Raw genomic sequence first — 20,393 nt, forward strand, 5'->3', positions numbered from 1 at the left:
TTTATTAAAAGCAGTCAAAACTTGAAGATATTATTTCTGTGGATTGTTTTGGTGAAACATATGGAATACCTAATCCCATTCCACGTAAAACAAACAATAATCCAATCAAAACCACAAACACCGGAATTGCTTTTTGAATATGTTTTCGTATCCAATTTCCTTTAAACAAGTTCCCCACATACACAACTACTGTCATTAGTGGAATGGTCCCTAATCCAAAAAATAATACATACATACTACTCTCTGCAATACTTCCTAAAGCAATAGCAGCAAAAACAGCCATATATACTAACCCACAAGGAAGAAAACCGTTCAAAAACCCGATGGTCAGAAAGGTATCTGGTGTTTTCTTTTTAAGTTCTTTTCCTAAAGCATTCTTTACTTTAGATATCATCTTATATATAGGTTTAGAAAAATTATATTTCATAAGTAATGGTGATGGAATCAAAACCAATAAAATCATTAAGACTCCTATACCAATCGATAGTCCTTGTTGCATTCCAAAAATATTCAGGCTTTTTCCTATAAATCCAAAAAATAATCCAATAATACTATACGCAAGCAAACGACCCAAATGATATAGGGAGAGCTGAAAAAACTTCTTCAAATGATTCTTATGATCTAAAGGCAGCATAAAAGCAATAGGACCACACATGCCAACGCAATGAAAACTTCCTAAAAGCCCTAATATGAATGCTGAAACTAACATCTAATACGTAAATGATTCTTTAAATAAATAAGAAGTATTCTCATACTCCCAATTCACCGTAATATTCCATCGTCCTTCTATAAGTTGATTCTTGGGAACCAATATTTCGGAACTTTGAAGCGTGATTGGAATTTCGAAATCCAACTTTTTATTTGATGGTCTATATAAAGAAATAGTTCCTGATAGTTTAGTGTAGCTTTTATCTTTGGGAAACGCCACTAGTAATCCTTCTGCTATCTTTTTTACTTCTATATTATTCTGTAGTGCGTTTCCATTTTCTTCGGCATTGATTTCTTGCTGAAAAGCTAGTTCTTGTTTGTAGTAATCTTCAGTTACCAAATCGTGCTCAAACTTTTTGTCAGTATTCATTCTTATCACAAAGAATAATATGAAACTGATAAATCCTATAAATACCAGCACAATAGCTGTACCCCAGTTTATTTTCATCTTTTCATTTTTTCATTTCAAAACAGGACTAAGGAATCAAGATTGAAAATAAATCTCTTTTCCCGTTAACCCCTTATAGCTTGTCCTGTTTCATAAGTTTATTTTCAGTTTATAACTATCAACTAACAACTATCTATAGCTTCTTGGTCCTAGAAAAGCTGTTGTTGTTGTTTCTACCAGTTCGTCATTAGAATACACTCCTATTTTCACTTTATCCTTATCTCCACTTAAGGCAGATGCATTAATTTCTATGAATAGTGTTCCTTCAGCCAGGCCTTGTTTAGGCACTGTGAAGTTTTTATGAGTTACCAACTCAATAGTTCCTTTATGGGATAATAATTCAAAATGAACGTTTTCAATCTCATCTATGGTTTTATTCACCAGTTTATAGGTATACACATTACTGATAATATTATTATCTTTTCTCTCATAGAGCTGCCCTGGTAATCTTAAAATATTGGCTTCTATATCATTTCTTAAAAAAGACATTCCTAAAAAAACACCCGTCAATATCACCATTACCGCTGTATATCCTTTGAGACGTGGTGTAAACTTAAATTTCTCCTTTTTTGCTATATTATCTTCACTAGCATAGCGAATCAATCCTTTTGGAAGATTTACACTTTCCATCATATGATCACAGGCATCGATACATGCGGTACAGTTTACACATTCTAATTGTGTCCCGTTACGAATATCTATTCCTGTAGGACATACGTGCACACATTGGAAACAGTCAATACAATCCCCTTTTCCTGTAGTAGGTCTCTCTTCATTTTTCTTAAACTTTGCACGACCAGCTTCTTTTTCTCCACGCTTATAATCATAAGCAACTACAATAGATTTAGCATCTAACAAAACTCCTTGCAACCTACCATATGGACAGGCTATGATACAAACCTGTTCTCTAAACCAAGCAAAGACAAAATAAAAAACTCCCGTAAATATGAGCAAGGAGATTAATGTACTCACATGTTTAAAAGGACCGTCAACAAAAACATATTCGATAAGTTCATCACTACCGATCAAATAAGCTAAAAACACATTGGCGATCAAGAATGAAATAATAAAAAAAACGAACCACTTAAGTGCACGTTTTTTAATTTTATCAGCATTCCATGATTGCTTATCAAGACGTATTTGTTTTCCTCGATCTCCTTCGATCCAATATTCTATTCTTCGGAAAACCATTTCCATAAAAATGGTTTGCGGACATATCCAACCACAAAACAATCTTCCAAAAGCTACTGTAAAAAGGGTAATAAAAACAACTCCGATAATCATCGAAATCACAAATAGATGAAAATCTTGTGGCCAAAAAGGTGCTCCAAAAATATTGAAACGACGTTCTAAAACATTGAATAACAAAAATTGGTTTCCATCAATTTTGATAAATGGAGCCGAAAATAAAAAGATCAACAAACCATAGCTTACCCATTTGCGGTACTCATAAAATTTACCACTAGGTTTTTTAGGATATACCCAAGCACGTTTTCCTTCTTCGTTTATCGTACCGATAGAATCTCTGAATGTTTCGTTTTCTGATGCTTCCAATTGGGAAATTATTTTCTATTATTTATTGTTATTATTTATGACACCTTCGTTTCTGTCACATCGAGCGGAGTCGAGATGACGGTTAACTAATCTCATCATCAAGTATTGATGTAATTGTATTCAACTTTTTAATTACTAATTAGATACTACCACAGCAGTAGAATCAACCACTTTTTCAGGAGTTTCTTCTTCTAGAACATCTTCCTTTGCTGCTTCCGGATCGATCCAAATTTCACCTTGCGCTTCTTTGGGTTCTGCTGGAGTTGTTCCACCTAACGTAATCACATAACTTGCTACCTGAGCCATTTCTGCTGGTTTCAAGGTTTGTTTCCAAGCTACCATTCCTTTTCCATCTCGGCCTCCTTCAGAAATCGTACGGAATACATTTTTGATTCCTCCACCTAAAATCCAATTCGGGTCTGTAAGGTTAGGTCCAATACCTCCTCCTCCATCTGCTTTATGACAGGCAACACAATTAGTAGTAAAAATGGCTTTTCCGGCACTTATATCAGAAGCTTCAGTGAGTAATACCACGGTATTTACATCTACCAGGTCTTTAGCCGTTTTTTTATATTCTTCTATGGCTATCAAGGCTTCAGCAACTTCAGTTTCATATTCTTCTGTCTGGGTATAATCATTGAACACATGAAAACGTGCTAAATAAATTACTCCAAATAAAATTGTCGCATAAAAACCATATACCCACCAAGGTGGAAGATTATTATCCAATTCTTTAATACCATCATAATTATGGTCCAAAATAATTTCACCTTCCTCTTCTACAGGTTTACTATCCAATAATTTTAGATAGGTATCCTTAACCCAACGAAATTGCTTTTCTTTTTTAGCATTTTGAGCTACTAAATAGCGTTCCTGAGCTTCGGGTTTCAGTGATTTAAATAGCACACTGCGCAGCGCTTCTACACAAATTTCAATAGCGATAGCAAATAATAAAATTATTCCCATAGCTACCCAAGTCATGGGTTCTTTAATGAATGCTGATTCTTCTCCGGAATCCACTGCCCATTCTATTAAAAAATAGGCTACTAATAGAAAGATAATCACTCTTATATAGGATACTGTACTTCTCATAGTATTAGCTCGTTTTCGTTTTCTGTTTCAAATGGAATCTCACTTACTTCTTTTATATGTTCTTTTTTTGCTGAAATTACCCACCAGAATAAGGCAGTAAAAAAAATGAAAAATATGAGTAGGGATATTATAGGATATATCTCTATACCTTCTATACTTTCCAAATGTCCTTTTATGAATTTAAACATGGTATATAGTGTTTTCTAATTGTAAAATTTCTTTCTCTGTCACATAGAGCGCAGTCGAGATGTCATCAATCCTCTATGCACTAATTATTCTCGACTCCGCTCGAATAGACAGAAAACTGGTCATCATGTTCTAGTATGACTTATTATTCTGAACTCACGGTTTCGTTTTTAACCTTTATATCAGTTCCTAATCGCTGTATATAAGCAATCAAGGCGATTACTTCTCTATCTCTCATTTCGGTAAAATCCAATCCATTTTCTTTTGCATATTTTTTATCTGCTTCATAGGTTTTAGCAAAATCAGGATCATCATATAGGTTTTTCTCTATTTGTGTAGCCTGTTCGTTCATCCATTTTTGAGCTTTGGCAATTTCTTCTGGTGTATAAGGAACTCCAAGTGTAACCATGGCTTCCATTTTGGATTCGGTATCGGATCGATCTAATTTATTTTTAAGTAACCACTTATAGCTCGGCATAATCGAACCTGACGAAGTACTTTGCGGATCATAAAAATGATTCAAATGCCAATTGTCAGAGTATTTACCTCCTATACGCATCAGATCAGGTCCGGTACGTTTACTTCCCCAAAGGAAAGGATGGTCGTATACATATTCGCCAGCCTTAGAGTATTCTCCGTATCGTTCTACTTCACTACGAAAAGGCCTGATCATTTGCGAGTGACAAGACACGCAACTTTCTCTGATATAGAGATCTCTACCTTCTAATTCTAATGGCGTATATGGTTTAACACTGGTAATGGTTGGTATATTAGAATCTACCATCAATGTTGGAACGATTTGCACTGCACCACCAATAAGGATTGCAATAGTCGCAAAAATGGTCAACTTCACTGGTCTTCTTTCTAACCAAGTATGGTATCCTTCTTTTGCTGTTCTATGTTTCGTTACTTTAGTTAATGGAGCAGCTTCTGCTAATTCATCAGTAACCGTAGCTCCAGCTCTAATGGTTTTAATCACGTTGTACAGCATAATAAACATCCCGAAGATGAACATACTACCGCCGATTGCTCTCATCCAATACATTGGAATAATTTCGTTTACAGTTTCTAAGAAGTTACCATATACTAAGCTTCCGTCTGGATTAAATTGTTTCCACATAGAAGCTTGTACAAATCCTGCTACATACATGGGTAATGCATACATAATGATACCCAATGTACCGATCCAGAAATGTGCGTTTGCTAATCCTGTAGACCATAATTTGGTTTTAAATAATTTCGGAATTAACCAATATGCCATCCCAAAGGTGAAGAAACCATTCCAGGCTAAAGCTCCTACGTGAACGTGCGCAATAACCCAATCACTAAAATGTGCAATCGCATTTACATTTTTTAAGGAAAGCATAGGCCCTTCAAACGTTGCCATACCATATCCTGTAATCGCTACAACCATAAATTTAAGCACAGGATCTGTACGCACTTTATCCCAGGCACCACGCAACGTTAATAATCCGTTGATCATACCACCCCAAGAAGGTGCTATCAGCATAATCGAGAAAGCTACTCCCAAATTTTGTGCCCAATCCGGTAAGGAAGAATATAACAAGTGATGTGGACCTGCCCAGATATAGATAAATATCAAGGACCAAAAGTGAACAATAGATAATCGATAAGAATATACCGGTCTATTTGCTGCTTTTGGAACAAAATAATACATCAATCCTAAGAACGGAGTCGTTAGGAAAAATGCTACTGCATTATGCCCATACCACCATTGTACTAAAGCATCCTGAACACCTGCGTATACTGAATAACTTTTTAGCGCACTTACTGGTAATGCCAAACTATTAAAAATGTGCAGCACAGCAACCGTTACTACCGTAGCCAGATAAAACCAAATTGCTACATATAGGTGGCGTTGTCTTCGTTTAAGAATGGTACCAATCAGGTTCCAACCAAATACCACCCAAATAACTGCGATGGCGATATCAAAAGGCCATTCTAACTCTGCATATTCTTTAGAACTTGTGTATCCCAGCGGCAACGTAATGGCTGCTCCTACGATGATCAACTGCCAACACCAAAAATTAATAGTACTAAGTGTATCATTAAACATTCGCGTTTTTAGCAATCGTTGTGTAGAATAATACACTCCGGCAAATATGGCATTCCCTACAAAAGCGAAAATTACCGCATTGGTATGTAACGGACGTAATCGCCCAAAACTCAACCACGAGATACCATCGGTAAGATTAGGGAATAAAAACATAAATGCCAGCAGTAATCCGACTGACATCCCTACAATACCCCAAAGGAGTGTGGCATACAAGAATTTTTTTACGATTTTATTATCATAATAGAATTGTTCCATTTTCATATTATACTTGATTGTTATTAGCGGGTACTGAAGATTTTTCTTTGGATTCTTTGACCAGTTCATCGTCAAAAAGCATTCTGATAGATGGTGTATAGGTATCATCATATTGCCCATTCTTTACGGAAAGAATAAAAGCCACAAAAAACACAATGGCTACAACGATACTGATGGTTAGCAAAACATAAATAACACCCATATAGCATTTAATTATGTGCCAAAAGTATGTGTGAACATTTTCTTAAAAAATGACATTTATCAGGTTTTGGTATGCTAGTTTGTGGTAGGATTTGATACTATTAGCTATGTTAATCAACATAACGTAGAAAAGATTCGATCAGAGAAATACTAAAAATGGTTTTTGTAATTGGAGTGTTTTTGGAGTAAAACTGCAGAAGTAAACTTTATTATACGTCTTTAAATGGTTACAGTTGGATATATAAGAGAAATATGCGTAATATTATACGTGTTAGCAACAAGCAAAACAAATAATGCAAGATTATATTGATTTAGCAGAAAAGAATGGAGTGACTTTATCGAGTGAAGGTGCCTGTCAATTTTGCGGTGCAGCTACAAAACGTGGAATTCACGAATGCTTAGAAATTTTCAATCTTGGATTTCAAGAAATTGATTTTTCAAATATTGAAAACCACATATATAGATTTCTTATTGTTGATGCACACACATTACAACATCCAGAAATTCACGGTAGGTGGAATAATCATTTTCACCTGTCAAGACTTCATTTGATTTTTGAATACGGTATAAAGTGGACTTATGAACTTTCACCAAAGCTTAGTGATTATCTGAATAAATACAAAGTTCATAAACAGAATGAATATCTGAACCCACCCGAAATACTTAAAAGAGGAAATATTACAACAACAGATATTAAAAAGAAATCAACCAACGAAACTGAATGTAAAGATTTGATAAAAAAGTGGGCATTTGATGTCTACTATAAATGGAGTAATTCTCATAATGTAGTAGATAAAATTGCTAAAGGATTTTTAAAACATAAATAGAAAAGTCAATTACTAACACGGTATATAGCAAATAGGACATTCGGTGTTTTGAGAAAGTCCAGTGCTATTAACTAAAGCCGCCAAATCGTTGATTTGCTTTTAAAATGAATAAATAATCTTAAATTAAATATTTATGATAACAATAAATCCATACATCTACTTTAATGGAAATTGTGAACAAGCATTTGCTTTTTATGAATCAGTCTTTCGTAAAGAAATCAGTCATATTAGTAAATACAAAGACGTGCCAAAACCAACAAGAAATATTTTTCAGGAAACTGATGAAAAAATTATGCATGTCACTTTACCTCTGAGCAAAGAAACAATGCTAAATGGTTCAGACAACTCATTAGCATATAAAGAAATGGTACAGTATAAAACCTTTACTCTTATCATTCACACCGATAGCAAAGAAGAGGTTGACCGATTATTTGGTGAGCTTTCTCAAAACGGACAAATAAAAGTACCTGTAGGTTTGACCTTCTGGGGTGCATACTATGGCCAGTGTATTGATAAATTCGGTATAAGTTGGAAAATAACTTTAGCATCAGAAAATTAGCATAAATCTTCTATAAATAAAGGAGATATGAAAAAATTTAAATAACAATTGATATTATATAATTATTTGACTCTTATCAGAAACGGATATGAGATACGACCCAATAATTAAAAAAATTGAAAGTAAATTAGAATCATCTATTCATTTTTCTGACTATGATTTTGGAGGAAGAGATGGCCAAAAATGCCCACGACCTGATAAAACTGAATGGTTAACCGAACAATTCATTACTTTAATGAATAAATTAAAAGACTTTCTTAAAAATGATCCTGATCAAAATCTACTCAATGAATTTTTATTGAGTGAAATAAAAAATATAGATTCTTCTGTATTCTTAAAGGAAGAATTTGAACTCCTAATTTGGAAATATATGGAAAACCCATTCTTTTTATTAGATAACAGAACCGTGTATGACTATTTTGAAAAAAACAAAAGTCTATTAAAATATTATGATTAATGGATTATTGAACTTGTAGACATAAATTCAATTCGAAAAACTGGGGCATAAATTAATAAAACAAAAAAGCACCTAAAACCCTGTTTACCATTCTATTAAAAACAATCAACTATGAAAACACTTTTTAAACTATTCTTTTTGCTCTTTTTCACCCTTTTTAGTATAAAGTCTTTTTCCCAGAAAATGGTTGAATATTACGAACCAGTAAAAAATGATAGCCTTAGAGTTGGAACGGGTGAAAATGACTTTTTGCCTTTTATTCAAAAAGGATATACGCTATTGATTCCTGAAAAAAGGAAAATTAAAGGTGTACTCATTTTCCTTGAAGATTCAAGGTATGACAAAAAGAATAGGAGCTCAAAGCAAATGTATAATCAAGCATCTGAAAAAGACTTTGCGGTATTGTCAGTTTCAACCGAAATTCCTCTTGACTTTTACTTTTCTGAATCCTCTATAATTTCTACGCATACACTAATTCAGGAAGTCTTTAATAAACATAATTTGCCAAATGAAAATATTTTCTTTTTAGGAGCAAGTTTAGCAGGACATAGAGCAATGCGATATATTAAGTTTATGAAAGAGGGAGGTTTCGAGTTTCAACTCAACATAAAAGGTATTGTTATTTGCAATTTCACACTAGATTTTACAAGAAAATGGTATCAACATAAACGTGATATCAGAATTAACCGGATTGATCTTTGGGAACCAAAATTTATAAATTATTTACTAGAAAAACATTTGAAAGGTACGCCTAAAACTAATCCAGAGAGTTATCACGATTTCTCATCATACAGTTACTTTGATGAAAAAAATAAAAATATTAAGGTTTACAAAAGCTACAATATTAGAGCGTATATAGAACCTGCAATAAAGTATAAATTAACAAATCAACTAAGAACCTTGTATGAGAATAATTCAACAGATATTGTTGGTTTTTTAGCCGAGTTGGAACTATTAGGAAATAAAAATACCGAATTAATTGTTTTACAGCCTGAAGATAATACATCGTCAAAAAAGAATACGCAATCAACCTGGGATGCAATAAATAAATATGAACTTATGAATTGGATTCTAAAGCAAACGGAAATATAACTGCGTACAACATTGTATACGAAATCAGAGCAGTTAAGTGATCAATCGAATGATTCTTTTATTTTTGGTAAAGCATATGCTTGCAAAAAGCAAAAGTTAGTAATGAATGTGCAAATAATGTAGATGGTTTGGTTACATTCTACACAACTACAAAATATAAATTAAACATTAAAAGGAACTATGAGCTTGTTTAAAAAACTATTTGGAAAATCTGAAAAAAATAATGAAAATGAGATTAATCAATCAGACTTTTCATTAATCAGTAAAACTGATTTTAAGACTTTCAAGGATTTGGTAGAGCAGAATGCTGGTCTTTCTTTTGAAAAACAACAAAATTTCAATGATTTAACCGGAGGTTTAGCTTGGAATATAGACCTAAATACTGCAACATTATCTTTTGGAAATCTCGATTTTCCTATTGAAGTAATTGGCTCTTTGTCTTTCAATGATTATTCTTGGATGTGGGGATGGGCTAACACGAAAAGTGGAATCCCTGAAAACCTTTTGAATAGTTCTTTAAATATCAAAAAAATTGGAGAGGAAAGACAGATTGAAGAATTTACGAAAGGTCATTTTAGTGTAGAAGAAGGATTTGAACATAAAATGGGGATAGTTGCAAGTGGATTACTTAATACCGATGCATATTTTTGTGCAAACTATGGACAAGGGACGATGGTTTTAACCTTGAAAAGTGATAAAATCCCAAAAATTGATGAGAACAAACTGGAGAAAGTTTTGACTACTTTCCGGCAAGTAATAAGCGGAATAGATTTAAACCATAAAGAGGCTTTTAAAAATTATTTGATTGATCGTAGTTTTGTATTAAAAATATCTGATAACAAAATTGAAGGCCTAAAAAACAATAAAATTTTAATTGGTGAATTTGACCAACTGAATAGATTAACAGCACTTAATGGAAAAATATAAACTTTTGTTAGTAGTATGAAAACACCATCTGAAATCACAAAAGATTTTTTTTTAGATTATAAAGAGTGGAATGATTTCGCCTCTAAAACTTCAGAAAATAATGATGAAAATTCTGATCACAAAATAAGAAAAATGTATGATGATTTGATTTTAAAATTTTGTGATTCTGAAAAAAAATACCAAGGGCTTGCTTATGGAAGTGAGTCGTCTCATTGTATAGAACAAGAGCAAATAATAGAAGAATTAATTAGTGAAGATAAAGCAATTGTAAAAACTCTTTTTAAAAATAAAAAATTTGATTTTATACAACATAATTATGAATATCATTTTGAAAAAGTCAAAGATAGGTGGATTTTAAATGAAGTTTACTTAGTCGATGATGATGGACAATATGAATGTTTATAATGATTTGGTAAAAAATATTACAAATAATTACAGAATCAAAAATGAGTATACTTTAAAGAACATTCTGATGGATAAAATAGTAACTGACTTTTCCTTCGAACTTCTTATTTGTCAAATAATGATATTACTTTCAATTGGATTGTGGATTTATTGTCTTATCCATATTTTGAAAAACAGATTTAGTAAAAACGATAAAACAATTTGGATTTTAGTAGTTCTTTTAATTCCTTTTATAGGTTCTCTACTATATCTATTTATTGGAAAAAAGAAAAGATAGCTGTCAAAAAGTTTATTTGTAAATAAGTATATGAAATATTTCTCTTATATATTAGGTCAACTATTATAGTTTTAACTGCCCCATCCTCAAAAAATCACCACCTAAATTCTTTTATTTTTCCCAAAAAACATCTCAAAACACCTTTTTTTTGTTAAAAAGTGTTAAAATAGTACCTTTTTATACATAGTACTGTAACAAAACTAAAACATCTGCGTCTAGTAAGTATATAACAATTTAAAACAATAGAAATTATGAGAACATTAGACAATAATCAAATCACGAAAAAATTAAACAACACTAACGGAAATATCTGGAACAACAAAAGACGTTATAGATAGTCAATCAAAAATTATTAATCAATTAAAAAATAAGATCATGAGAACTTTAAACAACAATCAAATCACGAAAAAATTAAATAACACTAACGGAAATATCTGGAACGCAAAAAGACGTTATAGATAGTCAATCAAAAAATATTTATCAATCAACCTGTCCGCCTCTGGTGGATCATCAATCAAAAAATCAGAAATCATGAGAACTTTAGACAGCAATCAAATCACGAAAAAATTAAACAACACGAACGGAAATATCTGGAACAGCAAAAGACGTTATAGATAGTCAATCAAAAAATATTCATCAATCAACCTGTCCGCCTCGGGTGGATCATCAATCAAAAAACAAAAATTATGAGAATTTTAGATAGCAATCAAATCACAAAAAAATTAAATAACACTAACGGAAATATTTGGAACAGCAAAAGACGTTATAGATAGTAAATCAAAAAATATTCATCAATCAAAACTAATCATCATGAGGACATTACAAAATATAAGAAATAGAACAAGAAATAGTGCAACTCCACAATATAATAAGTTTGTAAACTACATCACACAATTCTACGATTATGAAGGAAACATTATTACCGGAAATAAACGATACACCTATCAGTTGGAACGATAAAACAAAAAGCTGAATTTTAGGATCCATTCCAAAATTCAGCTTTATTTTTTATACTTATTAAAACTTAAAACTCCCTGCTTTTCGTATACCTAACTCTCTTACCCCATCCAAAATCAGATTGAAGTTTATAGCTGGTAATCCTTTTGGAACCTACCGATGGGTCATGCTCGTTAAATTCTATATGAGAAGGTTTGATTATATATCCTCCCCAATATTCGGGTTTAGGGATTTCTTTTCCTTGATATTTCGTTTCATATTTCTTTAAACGATCTTCTAGTATTTTTCTAGAAGCAATTACTTCGCTTTGGTTAGATGCCCAAGCACTTAACTTACTCCCTTCTGGTCGAGATTCGAAATATCCCTCTGATAAATTTTCTGGAAGCTTTTCTGCCTTGCCGGAAATAAGGACTTCTCGTTTTGATTTTATCCAGTTAAACAAAACAGAAACTCTATCATCATTTGCTATCGCCATTCCCTTCTCACTGTTATAATTCGTAAAGAATATAAAACCTTCCCAGGTAAAACGTTTAAGCAGTACAATTCTACTTTTAGGAAAACCATCTAATCCTTTAGTTGATAATAACATGGCATTAGCTTCATCTTCTGGATGTGCTTTATCTACTTCATGAAACCACTGCTGAAAATGTTCTATTGGGTTATGATCATCAGCTATATTCATGATTCTTGAAGTTTTATTTTCCTCCCGTTCCAATTGGTCAAGATCGTTACATAAACAACTACAGAAATAGAGCTTAAAGGCATTAGTATAGCGGCAATAATTGGAGATAATTGCCCTGTAATGGCATAATATAAACCTATACTATTGTACAGGAATGACAAGACAAAACTTGATTTGATAATCTTGATTGCCTTTTTGGAAATCTTAAGATACTTAGGGATTTTGTCAAATTGAGAAGCATCTAAAATTGCATCACAAGCAGGAGAAAATACATTTACGTTTTCTGAAACTGCGATACCCACATTACTTTGAGCCAAAGCACCGGCATCATTTAGTCCATCACCGATCATAATTACTTTTCTTGCTGAATCTTGTAATGATTTGATATAATTCAGTTTATCATCTGGTTTTTGATTAAATAATAGCGAGGTGTTTTTCGGTAGTAATTCTGCCAAATGATCTTTTTCTCCTTCATTATCACCAGATAGTATAGATAATTTATATCCTTTGGTTAAGGTATCAAAAACCTTCTTTACATTCTTTCTATATTGATTATGGAAAACATATCTTCCTTTATATTCATTGTTTGCACTTATATGAACATTGGTATTTTGTAATGCTGAAAATTCGTAGTTTCCAACAAAATTCGAAGAACCTATTTTTATCGTACTTTCTGCCAACTTAGCTTCAATCCCTTTACCAATATACTCGTGGTATTCATCAAGTATGTGTATATCTTGCTCCTCTAAAATAATATACAACGCTCTACTAAGCGGATGATTAGATGCTCTTAACGTATTTTTGAGTAAAGATTCTTCTTCCTGAGTTAGCGCTATTCCTTCATATTCTACTTCACTTGTAGTATTAGTGGTTATAGTTCCTGTTTTGTCAAAAATTATACTATTCGTATGCGCTAACTGTTCTATAACATCTGCATTTTTAAGATAGAACTTATTCTTTCCAAAAATCCGTAGCATATTTCCCAGCGCAAAAGGTCTAGCCAATGCCAATGCGCAAGGACACGCAATAATTAATACGGCAGTAAATACATTAATAGCTTTTGTTGCATCAACGAACAACCAAAAAGTCGTTGCAATGATTGCTATGCTTAAAATAACAATGGTGAAATATTTACTAATAATATCTGTAAGATTGGTAAAAGATGCAGACTTGTCTTTGTTAAACACATCATTACTCCATAATCTGGTAAGATAACTTTGCTCTACGGTTTTAATAGCTTCAATTTCTATAGCTCCATATAATTGCTTGCCTCCTGCAAAGAGTTTGTCACCGGATATTTTAGTAACTGATTCGCTTTCTCCAGTAACAAAACTATAATCGATTTTTGCCTCTCCAGTAATTAATATGGCATCTACCGGTATTAATTCTCCATTGCGTATCAGCAGTCTATCCCCTTCTTGAATATCATACACCTGAATACTCTCTTCTCTATTTTTTTTCTCAAAAACTAACCGAGTGACCGCAATCGGAAAATACGATTTATAATCTCTTTCAAAAGATAAAAAAGAATAGGTTTTCTGTTGGAAAAACTTACCTAATAATAAGAAAAACACCAACCCTGTAAGACTATCAAAAAAACCAGTTCCCCAATCAAATATAACCTCAAAGGTACTTCTTAGAAAAAGTACTGCAATTCCCAATGCAATGGGTACATCTATGTTTAATATCTTGGATCTTAGCCCTTTAAATGCAGAAATAAAATAATCCTGTGCAGCATATAATACAACTGGTAATGAAAATGCAAACATCAACCATCGAAATACATATTTATATTGTTCTAACCAGTATTCTGAGACCTCAAAATATTCGGGAAACGACAAGAACATTACGTTACCAAAGGCAAATCCGGCAATACCTAATTTGTATATCAAACTCCTGTTAATATGTTTTTCCCCTTCAGAATAATCATCAAGGCTGATATAGGGTTCATACCCAATTGAATTAAGTAGCATCACTACTTCTTTCAGAGATGTTTTTTCATTATTAAAAGTAATTCGAACGGTTTTCTTCGGAAAATTAACCTGAGAATTGGCTATGGAAGGCTCTAGTTTATGTAAATTTTCTAATATCCAGATACATGAACTACAGTGTATGTGAGGAATATATAATGTAATAATCTCAGTGGTACCATCACTAAACTCAATTAGTTTTTCAGCAATAGCAGGAGTATCGAGATAATCGTATTTTCTTTCAATTTCTCCAGGAATGGCACCAGGAGCTGATTGTAAATCATAATAACAGGATAAATCATTACTCGAAAAAATATCATATACAGTTTTACACCCATGGCAACAGAATGTTTTTTGATCAAAAGTAATGGCTAACGCATCACAATCGTTACCACAGTGATAACACGTGGATTCTATCATACTCATTTTATTTACTACAAAAATGAAAAAGACTCTAAGTATATCATATGACAAAAATCATAGTTTTAAGGCTATTAAGGATTTAGTTTTGGCATATCACCATAATACTACTGATGATGAAAAAGATTTTATTACCTACAGATTTTTCAGATAACTCCTGGAATGCCATTGATTATGCTACGGAGCTTTTTAAAGAAGAAGCCTGTACTTTTTACCTTTTAAATGTATATAGTAAAATCATTTATGAATCAGTACATCTTTCTGATATACCATCCGAGCGTAGTATTGAAAACACTGTAAAAGCTAATGCAGTAACGAATTTGGAACATTTAAAAAAGACCATTGAACATATAAGTCCTAATCAAAAGCACCAATTCGAAATAATTGCAGCATTAGGATCTCTAACAGAGGTAACAGAAGAGGTTGTAGCTTCTAAAAAAATTGATCTCATCATTATGGGAACTAAAGGTGCGACCGGGGCAAAAGAAATATTTATGGGAAGTAATACAGTGCGTATCATTAATACTGTAAAAAAGTGTCCTGTTTTAGCAATACCGGATGGTTTTACTTTTATCTCCAAACCATCTGAAATTACTTTTGCTACCGATTTTACTCATTTTTATAGCAAAGAAGAGCTGAGACCATTATTGGATCTGGCGAAATCTTTTAACGCGGCTATCAGAATCGTTTATGTGCAACAAGAAGAAGGTGTTTTAAACGAAGAACAAAAATTCAATTTAGGTATGTTACAAAAATATTTTAAAGATATAACGTATTATCAGCATACCTTAACCAAAAGGGATTCCATTTCAAAATCACTTAAAGTTTTTACAGAAGAACTTGATATATACCTATTAGCAATGCTAAACTATTCTCATAGTTTTGTTGATAAACTAACTAGAGAACCCGTAATAAAAAGTGTTGCATTCCATACTCAAATACCTCTTTTAGTAATACCTGAATTAGGTATGAGTGCTTCTTTTTCTAAAACAGTCAAAAAAACTTCTAAACTAGAAGGAATACGATAAAAGTATCCCTATTCATTTCTATTTCTCGCCAGAAAACTTCAGGTAAAAATTATCAAAAAAATAAAGTAAAGATTGTGTTAAAAACACCCCTCCAACCTCCCTTCAAAGGGAGACTTTTTAGCTACCTTTCTTTGAAGGAAGGGTTGGGGATGGATGTTTACCAAAAAAGCATGACCTTCAAAAGATTCGACTTTTATCCTTAACTATCGAGCGATCTTCATAAAAATCTTCGAAAGTTTTATATGTGGTATACTTGTCGGTAAACACTGCATATACCATGAGTACAACCATTATCTGACCAATACAGGTAAGATAAAACACCCAGCTAAAAGCGATATTCATTAGTACCATAATGGTAATAAACAGCAATAGAATTGAAGTAATAACAACCATTAACATCCCGGAGATTCTCATGTTTTTCTTTTCTTAAAATTTAAAAAAAACAAATAAGAAATACTCTTAACGATTAGCCAAAACATGAATAGTAGCTGACAAAAATCATAGTTTCTATGCTTATAGTTATCTAGTTTTGAGAGAACATCTAATAATAGCGGATAATGAGAAAAATATTGATTCCTACAGATTTTTCAGAAAATGCGATGAACGCAATTCGATATGCTGTGGAGCTATTTAAATATGAAAAGAGTGAATTTTTGATCTTTCATGCATACGCAGACGAAGTTTATGACCATAATACGTTAGTCTCTCGAATAATCTTGGAAGAATTGAAAAAAGAGGTTCGTAAGAAATCAGATGAAGAGCTAACCAAAATACTATCAGTACTGCATAAGGTTTCTCCTAATCCAAGACACGAATACAAAACTTTATCGGTTTTTGGAACACTTGTAGATGAAGCTAATGATCTGGTGGATCAGGAAAATATTGATATACTAATTATGGCTACCAGAGGTCAAACAGATGATCGTAAAATTACCTTTGGGAGTAACACCTTACAGGTGCTCAAATATGTAAAGTGCCCTGTATTAGCAATACCGATAAACTGCATGTATACGCAACCAAAAAACATTCTCCTTCCTACTGATTATATGTTACCATACAAAAGACGAGAATTAAAATTGCTGAGTACATTGACTAAAAGCTTTAGATCTTCTATTAATTTTTTACATATTTCTAAATATAAAAAACTGTCGCTACGGCAGGAAGACAACAAAGCCTTTTTAAAAGAGTGTTTACCCGATGTAGACTTATCTTTTCATACAACCGATGAAACCGATATTACCACTGCTATTAATCAATATGTAGAAAAAAATGACATCAACCTGTTAGTTATGATAAATTCCAGGCATTCGTATCTGGAGTGTGTACTATATCAATCGACAATAGATAAGATTGGACTACACATCAAAATACCATTTCTAACTATGCAAAACTTACAACGAAATTAAATTAAAGTAATTATGAAACGGATCTTATTACCTACCGATTTTTCTGACAATGCATTTAATGCTATACGATATGCAATGCAATTTTTTAAGAATGAAGAATGTACATTTTATCTCCTTCATACGTTTACACCCGTATCTTATAACGTAGGATATCTTGTAGAAAACCCCATGCCTTATGGCCTGGAAGATATTGCTATGATGAATTCAAAAAGAGATATCGAACGCACAGAAGAAAAAATAAAAAAGGAGTTTAATAACCCAAAACATAGTTTTGAGAGAATTTCTGCTTTTAATATGCTCATTAATGAGATTAAAGACACCGTGGATCGTTATAACATTGATATGATAGTTATGGGTACTAAAGGAGCTACGGGAGCAAAAGAAATTTTTATAGGAACGCATACCATGTATACTATAAAAAAAGTGAAGTGTCCTGTTCTAGCAATCCCTTCCGGTTTTGAGTATGAGGAACCCAAAGAGATATTATTTCCAACAGATTATCATCTTAGCCCTACTAATAGGTACCTACCATTAATCAAGGACATGTGTAATCTACATACATCAAGACTTCATATACTTAATGCTTATTATGGCATTCCTTTGGATAAAAATCAAAAAGATACTAAAGATTTTATGGATACTTATTTTGAAGAAAATGCTCATGTTTTTCATATTGCTGACGGTATGGATGTGATTGAAGCGGTAGAAGATTTTCAAAAAATGAATATCATAAACTTACTCGTAATGGTGCATAATAAGCATTCATTTTTTGAAAACTTGTTATTCAAACCGGTGATAAACCAAATAGCTTATCACACGAATATCCCATTTTTAGTAATTCCATCAGAAAAGAGAATCGGATCTAGCCAACAAACTAATCCTACTAATGAAAAGAGAAAGAAAAAAGAGGATGAAGGTTTAGCAGTCTAACAAAAATGAGCATAGTCTTAACCTATATAAATACTTGCTAAAAGATGAAAAAAATACTCGTTACAACTGATTTTTCTGATAGGGCCTGGAATGCACTTGTATATGCAATTGATTTATATCGCGATGTTCCTTGCGAGTTTCATATACTTAACACATACGATCTTAACGCGGTGAGATTAGTTACTACATTAAGCTCGCAGAGGGTTGGATATTTTTATGAATCTATTAAGGTAGAATCTGAAGAGAGGTTAAAAATGACTTTAGAGGATATCAATAATTCTAAGACTGCTGAGCATCATACTTTCAAAACTATATCAAAATCCGGTATCTTGAAGAAGATTTTACAACAAATGACGGAAAAGAATCAATTTGATCTTATCATAATGAGTTCTAAAGGAACGACAGGATCAAAACAGGTTTTCCTGGGAAGTAATGTAAAGAAAGTATTAGAAAATGATTTTCATTGTCCTATTCTCATAATTCCTGAAGATGCTTATTTCCAAGGAATTAAAAACATCGCTTTTGCAACAGATTTTGAACGAATATACCATAAGTCCGAAATTAAACCCATTATTGATGTCGCAAAACAAAACAATGCTACTGTGCGAATGATCCATGTCTATGATGAACCAAAACTAAGTACCGTTCAAAATTACAACTCTACAACGTTGGAAAACTTTTTTAAAAATGTAAAATTTGATTTTCATGTAATCCCTGAGTTTTCAACCATAGAAAAAGGAATACAAGCTTTCATAGAAGAATTAGAAATAGATCTATTAACGATGATCAAATACGAACATAGTTTTATTGAGCGTTTAACCAGGGAAGCTGTTATTAAGAAAGTCACATTCAATACTAAAATTCCTTTCTTAGTTATTCCAGCAGATCATATTTAAAAAACAATTATTATTTAATAAACAAGGCTTACATTATCCTTCAAGTCTCTTTAGATATGAGAATTGTCATAGTATTCCTGATATTTTGGAAATAATTTTATGGTATAAATCATAAAACTTAGAACCATGAAAAGAATACTTGTTCCCACAGATTTTTCAAATAATGCATACAGTGCTCTTTTTTATGCTACCCGATTATTTCAGGAACACGAATGCCAATTTTATATTTTAAATACTTTCGAAGTCAATACTCCTGTATTAACCGGTAGAATGGATACAAGCAAAGGAGATTTATTATATCAAAAACTGAGTGGCAAATCCAACGATGGATTGACACAAACATTTCATTCAATTACTAAAGACACTGAAGACCTCGACCATACTTTTGAAACTATCTCTGTTTCTAAAGATCTAACAGAAACAATTAATAAAACTATTAAAAAGAAGAATATAGATCTGGTAGTTATGGGTACTAAAGGAGCCACTGGAGCTACTTCCCTTTTTATGGGTAGTAACACGGTTAAAGTAGTTCAAAAAATCCATAATTGTTCTGTTTTGGTAGTGCCAGACGAATATGATTTCGAAAAACCTATGGAGATTGCCTTTCCATCTGATTTTAGACGATTTTACATAACACAAGAACTAAAGCCATTAATCGATATTGCTTCTTTATTTGGCTCTAATATCAGAATCTTTCATATCCATGAAGACGAAAAATTAGATGATATACAGGAACACAATTACCATTCTTTAAAAAATCATTTAGCGGATTTTACACATAGCATTCATTGGATATCAAAAGAAGGGCAAAAAGCAAGATTAATTAATGATTTTATCGATGAATTGGATATTGATTTATTGGTAATGGTCAATTATCGACATAGTCTAATGGAAAGTATAACAAATGAACCCGTTATCAAAAAACTAGGATTTCATGCATCCGTTCCTTTTCTAGTTATACCGGATGCTAGCTGACAATTATCATAGTTTTCAACTGATTTGGACAATATATTTACATCATTAATCTTTAAAACCTATT

The 20,393-nt window shown here is 32.3% G+C and carries 24 protein-coding genes; 14 read left to right on the forward strand and 10 right to left on the reverse strand.

From position 1 onward, the window contains the following. Positions 1 to 4: 4 nt before the first annotated feature. The 7 genes from Q0829_RS06610 to ccoS all read right to left on the reverse strand — a co-directional run bounded on the left by Q0829_RS06610 (position 5) and on the right by ccoS (position 6,522). Entirely contained in the window at positions 5 to 709 is a 705-nt protein-coding gene (locus Q0829_RS06610; RefSeq protein ID WP_298541363.1) for a sulfite exporter TauE/SafE family protein, read from the reverse strand. After that, on the reverse strand, positions 710 to 1,156 hold the full coding sequence (locus Q0829_RS06615) for a FixH family protein (RefSeq protein WP_298541364.1): 447 nt from the start codon (positions 1,154 to 1,156) through the stop codon (positions 710 to 712). It abuts the gene before it with no gap. Positions 1,157 to 1,285: 129 nt separating this feature from the next. After that, positions 1,286 to 2,710, reverse strand: a complete 1,425-nt coding sequence (gene ccoG / locus Q0829_RS06620) for a cytochrome c oxidase accessory protein CcoG (RefSeq protein WP_298541365.1) — start codon at positions 2,708 to 2,710, stop codon at positions 1,286 to 1,288. 135 nt (positions 2,711 to 2,845) lie between these two features. Beyond that, the gene (locus Q0829_RS06625; RefSeq protein WP_298541366.1) at positions 2,846 to 3,802 is read right to left on the reverse strand and encodes a cbb3-type cytochrome c oxidase N-terminal domain-containing protein; all 957 of its coding nucleotides are present in this window, start codon (positions 3,800 to 3,802) and stop codon (positions 2,846 to 2,848) included. Next, the gene (locus Q0829_RS06630; protein ID WP_298541367.1) at positions 3,799 to 3,990 is read right to left on the reverse strand and encodes a CcoQ/FixQ family Cbb3-type cytochrome c oxidase assembly chaperone; all 192 of its coding nucleotides are present in this window, start codon (positions 3,988 to 3,990) and stop codon (positions 3,799 to 3,801) included. The genes Q0829_RS06625 and Q0829_RS06630 overlap by 4 nt, the downstream gene beginning before the upstream one ends. 143 nt (positions 3,991 to 4,133) lie before the next feature. Continuing rightward, positions 4,134 to 6,326 (reverse strand): cytochrome-c oxidase, cbb3-type subunit I, encoded by a 2,193-nt coding sequence (gene ccoN, locus Q0829_RS06635; RefSeq protein ID WP_298541368.1) that lies wholly within the window; start codon positions 6,324 to 6,326, stop codon positions 4,134 to 4,136. Between the two features lies 1 nt (position 6,327). Then, positions 6,328 to 6,522, reverse strand: coding sequence for a cbb3-type cytochrome oxidase assembly protein CcoS (ccoS, locus tag Q0829_RS06640; protein ID WP_298541369.1), 195 nt, complete (start codon positions 6,520 to 6,522; stop codon positions 6,328 to 6,330). Between the two features lie 292 nt (positions 6,523 to 6,814). Between ccoS and Q0829_RS06645 the strand changes: the two genes are divergently transcribed. From Q0829_RS06645 to Q0829_RS06680, 8 genes are all read left to right on the forward strand, one after another. Continuing rightward, positions 6,815 to 7,348, forward strand: coding sequence for a DUF5946 family protein (locus Q0829_RS06645; RefSeq protein WP_298541370.1), 534 nt, complete (start codon positions 6,815 to 6,817; stop codon positions 7,346 to 7,348). Positions 7,349 to 7,481: 133 nt separating this feature from the next. Further along, positions 7,482 to 7,907, forward strand: coding sequence for a VOC family protein (locus tag Q0829_RS06650; protein ID WP_298541371.1), 426 nt, complete (start codon positions 7,482 to 7,484; stop codon positions 7,905 to 7,907). 88 nt (positions 7,908 to 7,995) lie between these two features. Continuing rightward, on the forward strand, positions 7,996 to 8,364 hold the full coding sequence (locus Q0829_RS06655; protein WP_298541372.1) for a hypothetical protein: 369 nt from the start codon (positions 7,996 to 7,998) through the stop codon (positions 8,362 to 8,364). A gap of 111 nt (positions 8,365 to 8,475) precedes the next feature. After that, positions 8,476 to 9,456: a hypothetical protein gene (locus tag Q0829_RS06660; RefSeq protein ID WP_298541373.1), complete on the forward strand. Its 981-nt coding sequence runs from the start codon at positions 8,476 to 8,478 to the stop codon at positions 9,454 to 9,456. A gap of 180 nt (positions 9,457 to 9,636) precedes the next feature. Further along, positions 9,637 to 10,383 carry a DUF6882 domain-containing protein gene (locus Q0829_RS06665; protein ID WP_298541374.1) on the forward strand — a complete coding sequence of 249 codons (747 nt, stop codon included), beginning with the start codon at positions 9,637 to 9,639 and terminating at the stop codon, positions 10,381 to 10,383. 15 nt (positions 10,384 to 10,398) lie between these two features. Further along, complete coding sequence (locus Q0829_RS06670) at positions 10,399 to 10,788, forward strand: NTF2 fold immunity protein (RefSeq protein WP_298541376.1); 390 nt, start codon at positions 10,399 to 10,401, stop codon at positions 10,786 to 10,788. Positions 10,789 to 10,906: 118 nt separating this feature from the next. After that, complete coding sequence (locus tag Q0829_RS06675) at positions 10,907 to 11,065, forward strand: PLD nuclease N-terminal domain-containing protein (RefSeq protein ID WP_298542755.1); 159 nt, start codon at positions 10,907 to 10,909, stop codon at positions 11,063 to 11,065. A gap of 810 nt (positions 11,066 to 11,875) precedes the next feature. After that, on the forward strand, positions 11,876 to 12,025 hold the full coding sequence (locus Q0829_RS06680; RefSeq protein ID WP_298541378.1) for a hypothetical protein: 150 nt from the start codon (positions 11,876 to 11,878) through the stop codon (positions 12,023 to 12,025). Positions 12,026 to 12,089: 64 nt separating this feature from the next. Here the strand turns inward: Q0829_RS06680 and pdxH are convergent, their stop codons facing one another. Then, positions 12,090 to 12,704 carry a pyridoxamine 5'-phosphate oxidase gene (gene pdxH, locus Q0829_RS06685; RefSeq protein ID WP_298541379.1) on the reverse strand — a complete coding sequence of 205 codons (615 nt, stop codon included), beginning with the start codon at positions 12,702 to 12,704 and terminating at the stop codon, positions 12,090 to 12,092. Continuing rightward, positions 12,701 to 15,094 (reverse strand): heavy metal translocating P-type ATPase metal-binding domain-containing protein, encoded by a 2,394-nt coding sequence (locus tag Q0829_RS06690; protein ID WP_298541380.1) that lies wholly within the window; start codon positions 15,092 to 15,094, stop codon positions 12,701 to 12,703. The genes pdxH and Q0829_RS06690 overlap by 4 nt, the downstream gene beginning before the upstream one ends. Before the next feature lie 22 nt (positions 15,095 to 15,116). Here Q0829_RS06690 and Q0829_RS06695 point away from each other — a divergent pair, with 22 nt between their 5' ends. After that, complete coding sequence (locus Q0829_RS06695) at positions 15,117 to 15,248, forward strand: hypothetical protein (RefSeq protein ID WP_298541381.1); 132 nt, start codon at positions 15,117 to 15,119, stop codon at positions 15,246 to 15,248. Then, positions 15,211 to 16,122: a universal stress protein gene (locus Q0829_RS06700; protein ID WP_298541382.1), complete on the forward strand. Its 912-nt coding sequence runs from the start codon at positions 15,211 to 15,213 to the stop codon at positions 16,120 to 16,122. The genes Q0829_RS06695 and Q0829_RS06700 overlap by 38 nt, the downstream gene beginning before the upstream one ends. Positions 16,123 to 16,299: 177 nt before the next feature. Here Q0829_RS06700 and Q0829_RS06705 read toward each other — a convergent pair whose 3' ends face one another. Further along, complete coding sequence (locus Q0829_RS06705; protein ID WP_298541383.1) at positions 16,300 to 16,536, reverse strand: hypothetical protein; 237 nt, start codon at positions 16,534 to 16,536, stop codon at positions 16,300 to 16,302. Positions 16,537 to 16,679: 143 nt separating this feature from the next. Here Q0829_RS06705 and Q0829_RS06710 point away from each other — a divergent pair, with 143 nt between their 5' ends. The 4 genes from Q0829_RS06710 to Q0829_RS06725 all read left to right on the forward strand — a co-directional run bounded on the left by Q0829_RS06710 (position 16,680) and on the right by Q0829_RS06725 (position 20,329). After that, positions 16,680 to 17,528 carry a universal stress protein gene (locus Q0829_RS06710; RefSeq protein ID WP_298541384.1) on the forward strand — a complete coding sequence of 283 codons (849 nt, stop codon included), beginning with the start codon at positions 16,680 to 16,682 and terminating at the stop codon, positions 17,526 to 17,528. 12 nt (positions 17,529 to 17,540) lie between these two features. Next, positions 17,541 to 18,458: a universal stress protein gene (locus tag Q0829_RS06715; RefSeq protein ID WP_298541385.1), complete on the forward strand. Its 918-nt coding sequence runs from the start codon at positions 17,541 to 17,543 to the stop codon at positions 18,456 to 18,458. Positions 18,459 to 18,502: 44 nt separating this feature from the next. After that, positions 18,503 to 19,354: a universal stress protein gene (locus Q0829_RS06720; protein ID WP_298541386.1), complete on the forward strand. Its 852-nt coding sequence runs from the start codon at positions 18,503 to 18,505 to the stop codon at positions 19,352 to 19,354. 126 nt (positions 19,355 to 19,480) lie between these two features. Then, positions 19,481 to 20,329 (forward strand): universal stress protein, encoded by an 849-nt coding sequence (locus Q0829_RS06725; RefSeq protein WP_298541387.1) that lies wholly within the window; start codon positions 19,481 to 19,483, stop codon positions 20,327 to 20,329. The last annotated feature ends 64 nt before the right edge of the window (positions 20,330 to 20,393 follow it).

It is taken from the genome of uncultured Aquimarina sp., assembly GCF_947492405.1.
In the GTDB taxonomy this organism is placed as follows: Bacteria; Bacteroidota; Bacteroidia; order Flavobacteriales; family Flavobacteriaceae; genus Aquimarina.

Coding starts and splice junctions, on each gene's coding strand:
- Q0829_RS06610 (WP_298541363.1), bottom strand. CDS start 709: ATGTTAGTTTCAGCATTCATATTAGGGCTTTTAGGAAGTTTTCATTGC.
- Q0829_RS06615 (WP_298541364.1), bottom strand. CDS start 1,156: ATGAAAATAAACTGGGGTACAGCTATTGTGCTGGTATTTATAGGATTT.
- Q0829_RS06625 (WP_298541366.1), bottom strand. CDS start 3,802: ATGAGAAGTACAGTATCCTATATAAGAGTGATTATCTTTCTATTAGTA.
- Q0829_RS06630 (WP_298541367.1), bottom strand. CDS start 3,990: ATGTTTAAATTCATAAAAGGACATTTGGAAAGTATAGAAGGTATAGAG.
- ccoN (WP_298541368.1), bottom strand. CDS start 6,326: ATGAAAATGGAACAATTCTATTATGATAATAAAATCGTAAAAAAATTC.
- ccoS (WP_298541369.1), bottom strand. CDS start 6,522: ATGGGTGTTATTTATGTTTTGCTAACCATCAGTATCGTTGTAGCCATT.
- Q0829_RS06645 (WP_298541370.1), top strand. CDS start 6,815: ATGCAAGATTATATTGATTTAGCAGAAAAGAATGGAGTGACTTTATCG.
- Q0829_RS06650 (WP_298541371.1), top strand. CDS start 7,482: ATGATAACAATAAATCCATACATCTACTTTAATGGAAATTGTGAACAA.
- Q0829_RS06655 (WP_298541372.1), top strand. CDS start 7,996: ATGAGATACGACCCAATAATTAAAAAAATTGAAAGTAAATTAGAATCA.
- Q0829_RS06660 (WP_298541373.1), top strand. CDS start 8,476: ATGAAAACACTTTTTAAACTATTCTTTTTGCTCTTTTTCACCCTTTTT.
- Q0829_RS06665 (WP_298541374.1), top strand. CDS start 9,637: ATGAGCTTGTTTAAAAAACTATTTGGAAAATCTGAAAAAAATAATGAA.
- Q0829_RS06670 (WP_298541376.1), top strand. CDS start 10,399: ATGAAAACACCATCTGAAATCACAAAAGATTTTTTTTTAGATTATAAA.
- Q0829_RS06675 (WP_298542755.1), top strand. CDS start 10,907: ATGATATTACTTTCAATTGGATTGTGGATTTATTGTCTTATCCATATT.
- Q0829_RS06680 (WP_298541378.1), top strand. CDS start 11,876: ATGAGGACATTACAAAATATAAGAAATAGAACAAGAAATAGTGCAACT.
- pdxH (WP_298541379.1), bottom strand. CDS start 12,704: ATGAATATAGCTGATGATCATAACCCAATAGAACATTTTCAGCAGTGG.
- Q0829_RS06690 (WP_298541380.1), bottom strand. CDS start 15,094: ATGATAGAATCCACGTGTTATCACTGTGGTAACGATTGTGATGCGTTA.
- Q0829_RS06695 (WP_298541381.1), top strand. CDS start 15,117: ATGAAAAAGACTCTAAGTATATCATATGACAAAAATCATAGTTTTAAG.
- Q0829_RS06700 (WP_298541382.1), top strand. CDS start 15,211: ATGAAAAAGATTTTATTACCTACAGATTTTTCAGATAACTCCTGGAAT.
- Q0829_RS06705 (WP_298541383.1), bottom strand. CDS start 16,536: ATGAGAATCTCCGGGATGTTAATGGTTGTTATTACTTCAATTCTATTG.
- Q0829_RS06710 (WP_298541384.1), top strand. CDS start 16,680: ATGAGAAAAATATTGATTCCTACAGATTTTTCAGAAAATGCGATGAAC.
- Q0829_RS06715 (WP_298541385.1), top strand. CDS start 17,541: ATGAAACGGATCTTATTACCTACCGATTTTTCTGACAATGCATTTAAT.
- Q0829_RS06720 (WP_298541386.1), top strand. CDS start 18,503: ATGAAAAAAATACTCGTTACAACTGATTTTTCTGATAGGGCCTGGAAT.
- Q0829_RS06725 (WP_298541387.1), top strand. CDS start 19,481: ATGAAAAGAATACTTGTTCCCACAGATTTTTCAAATAATGCATACAGT.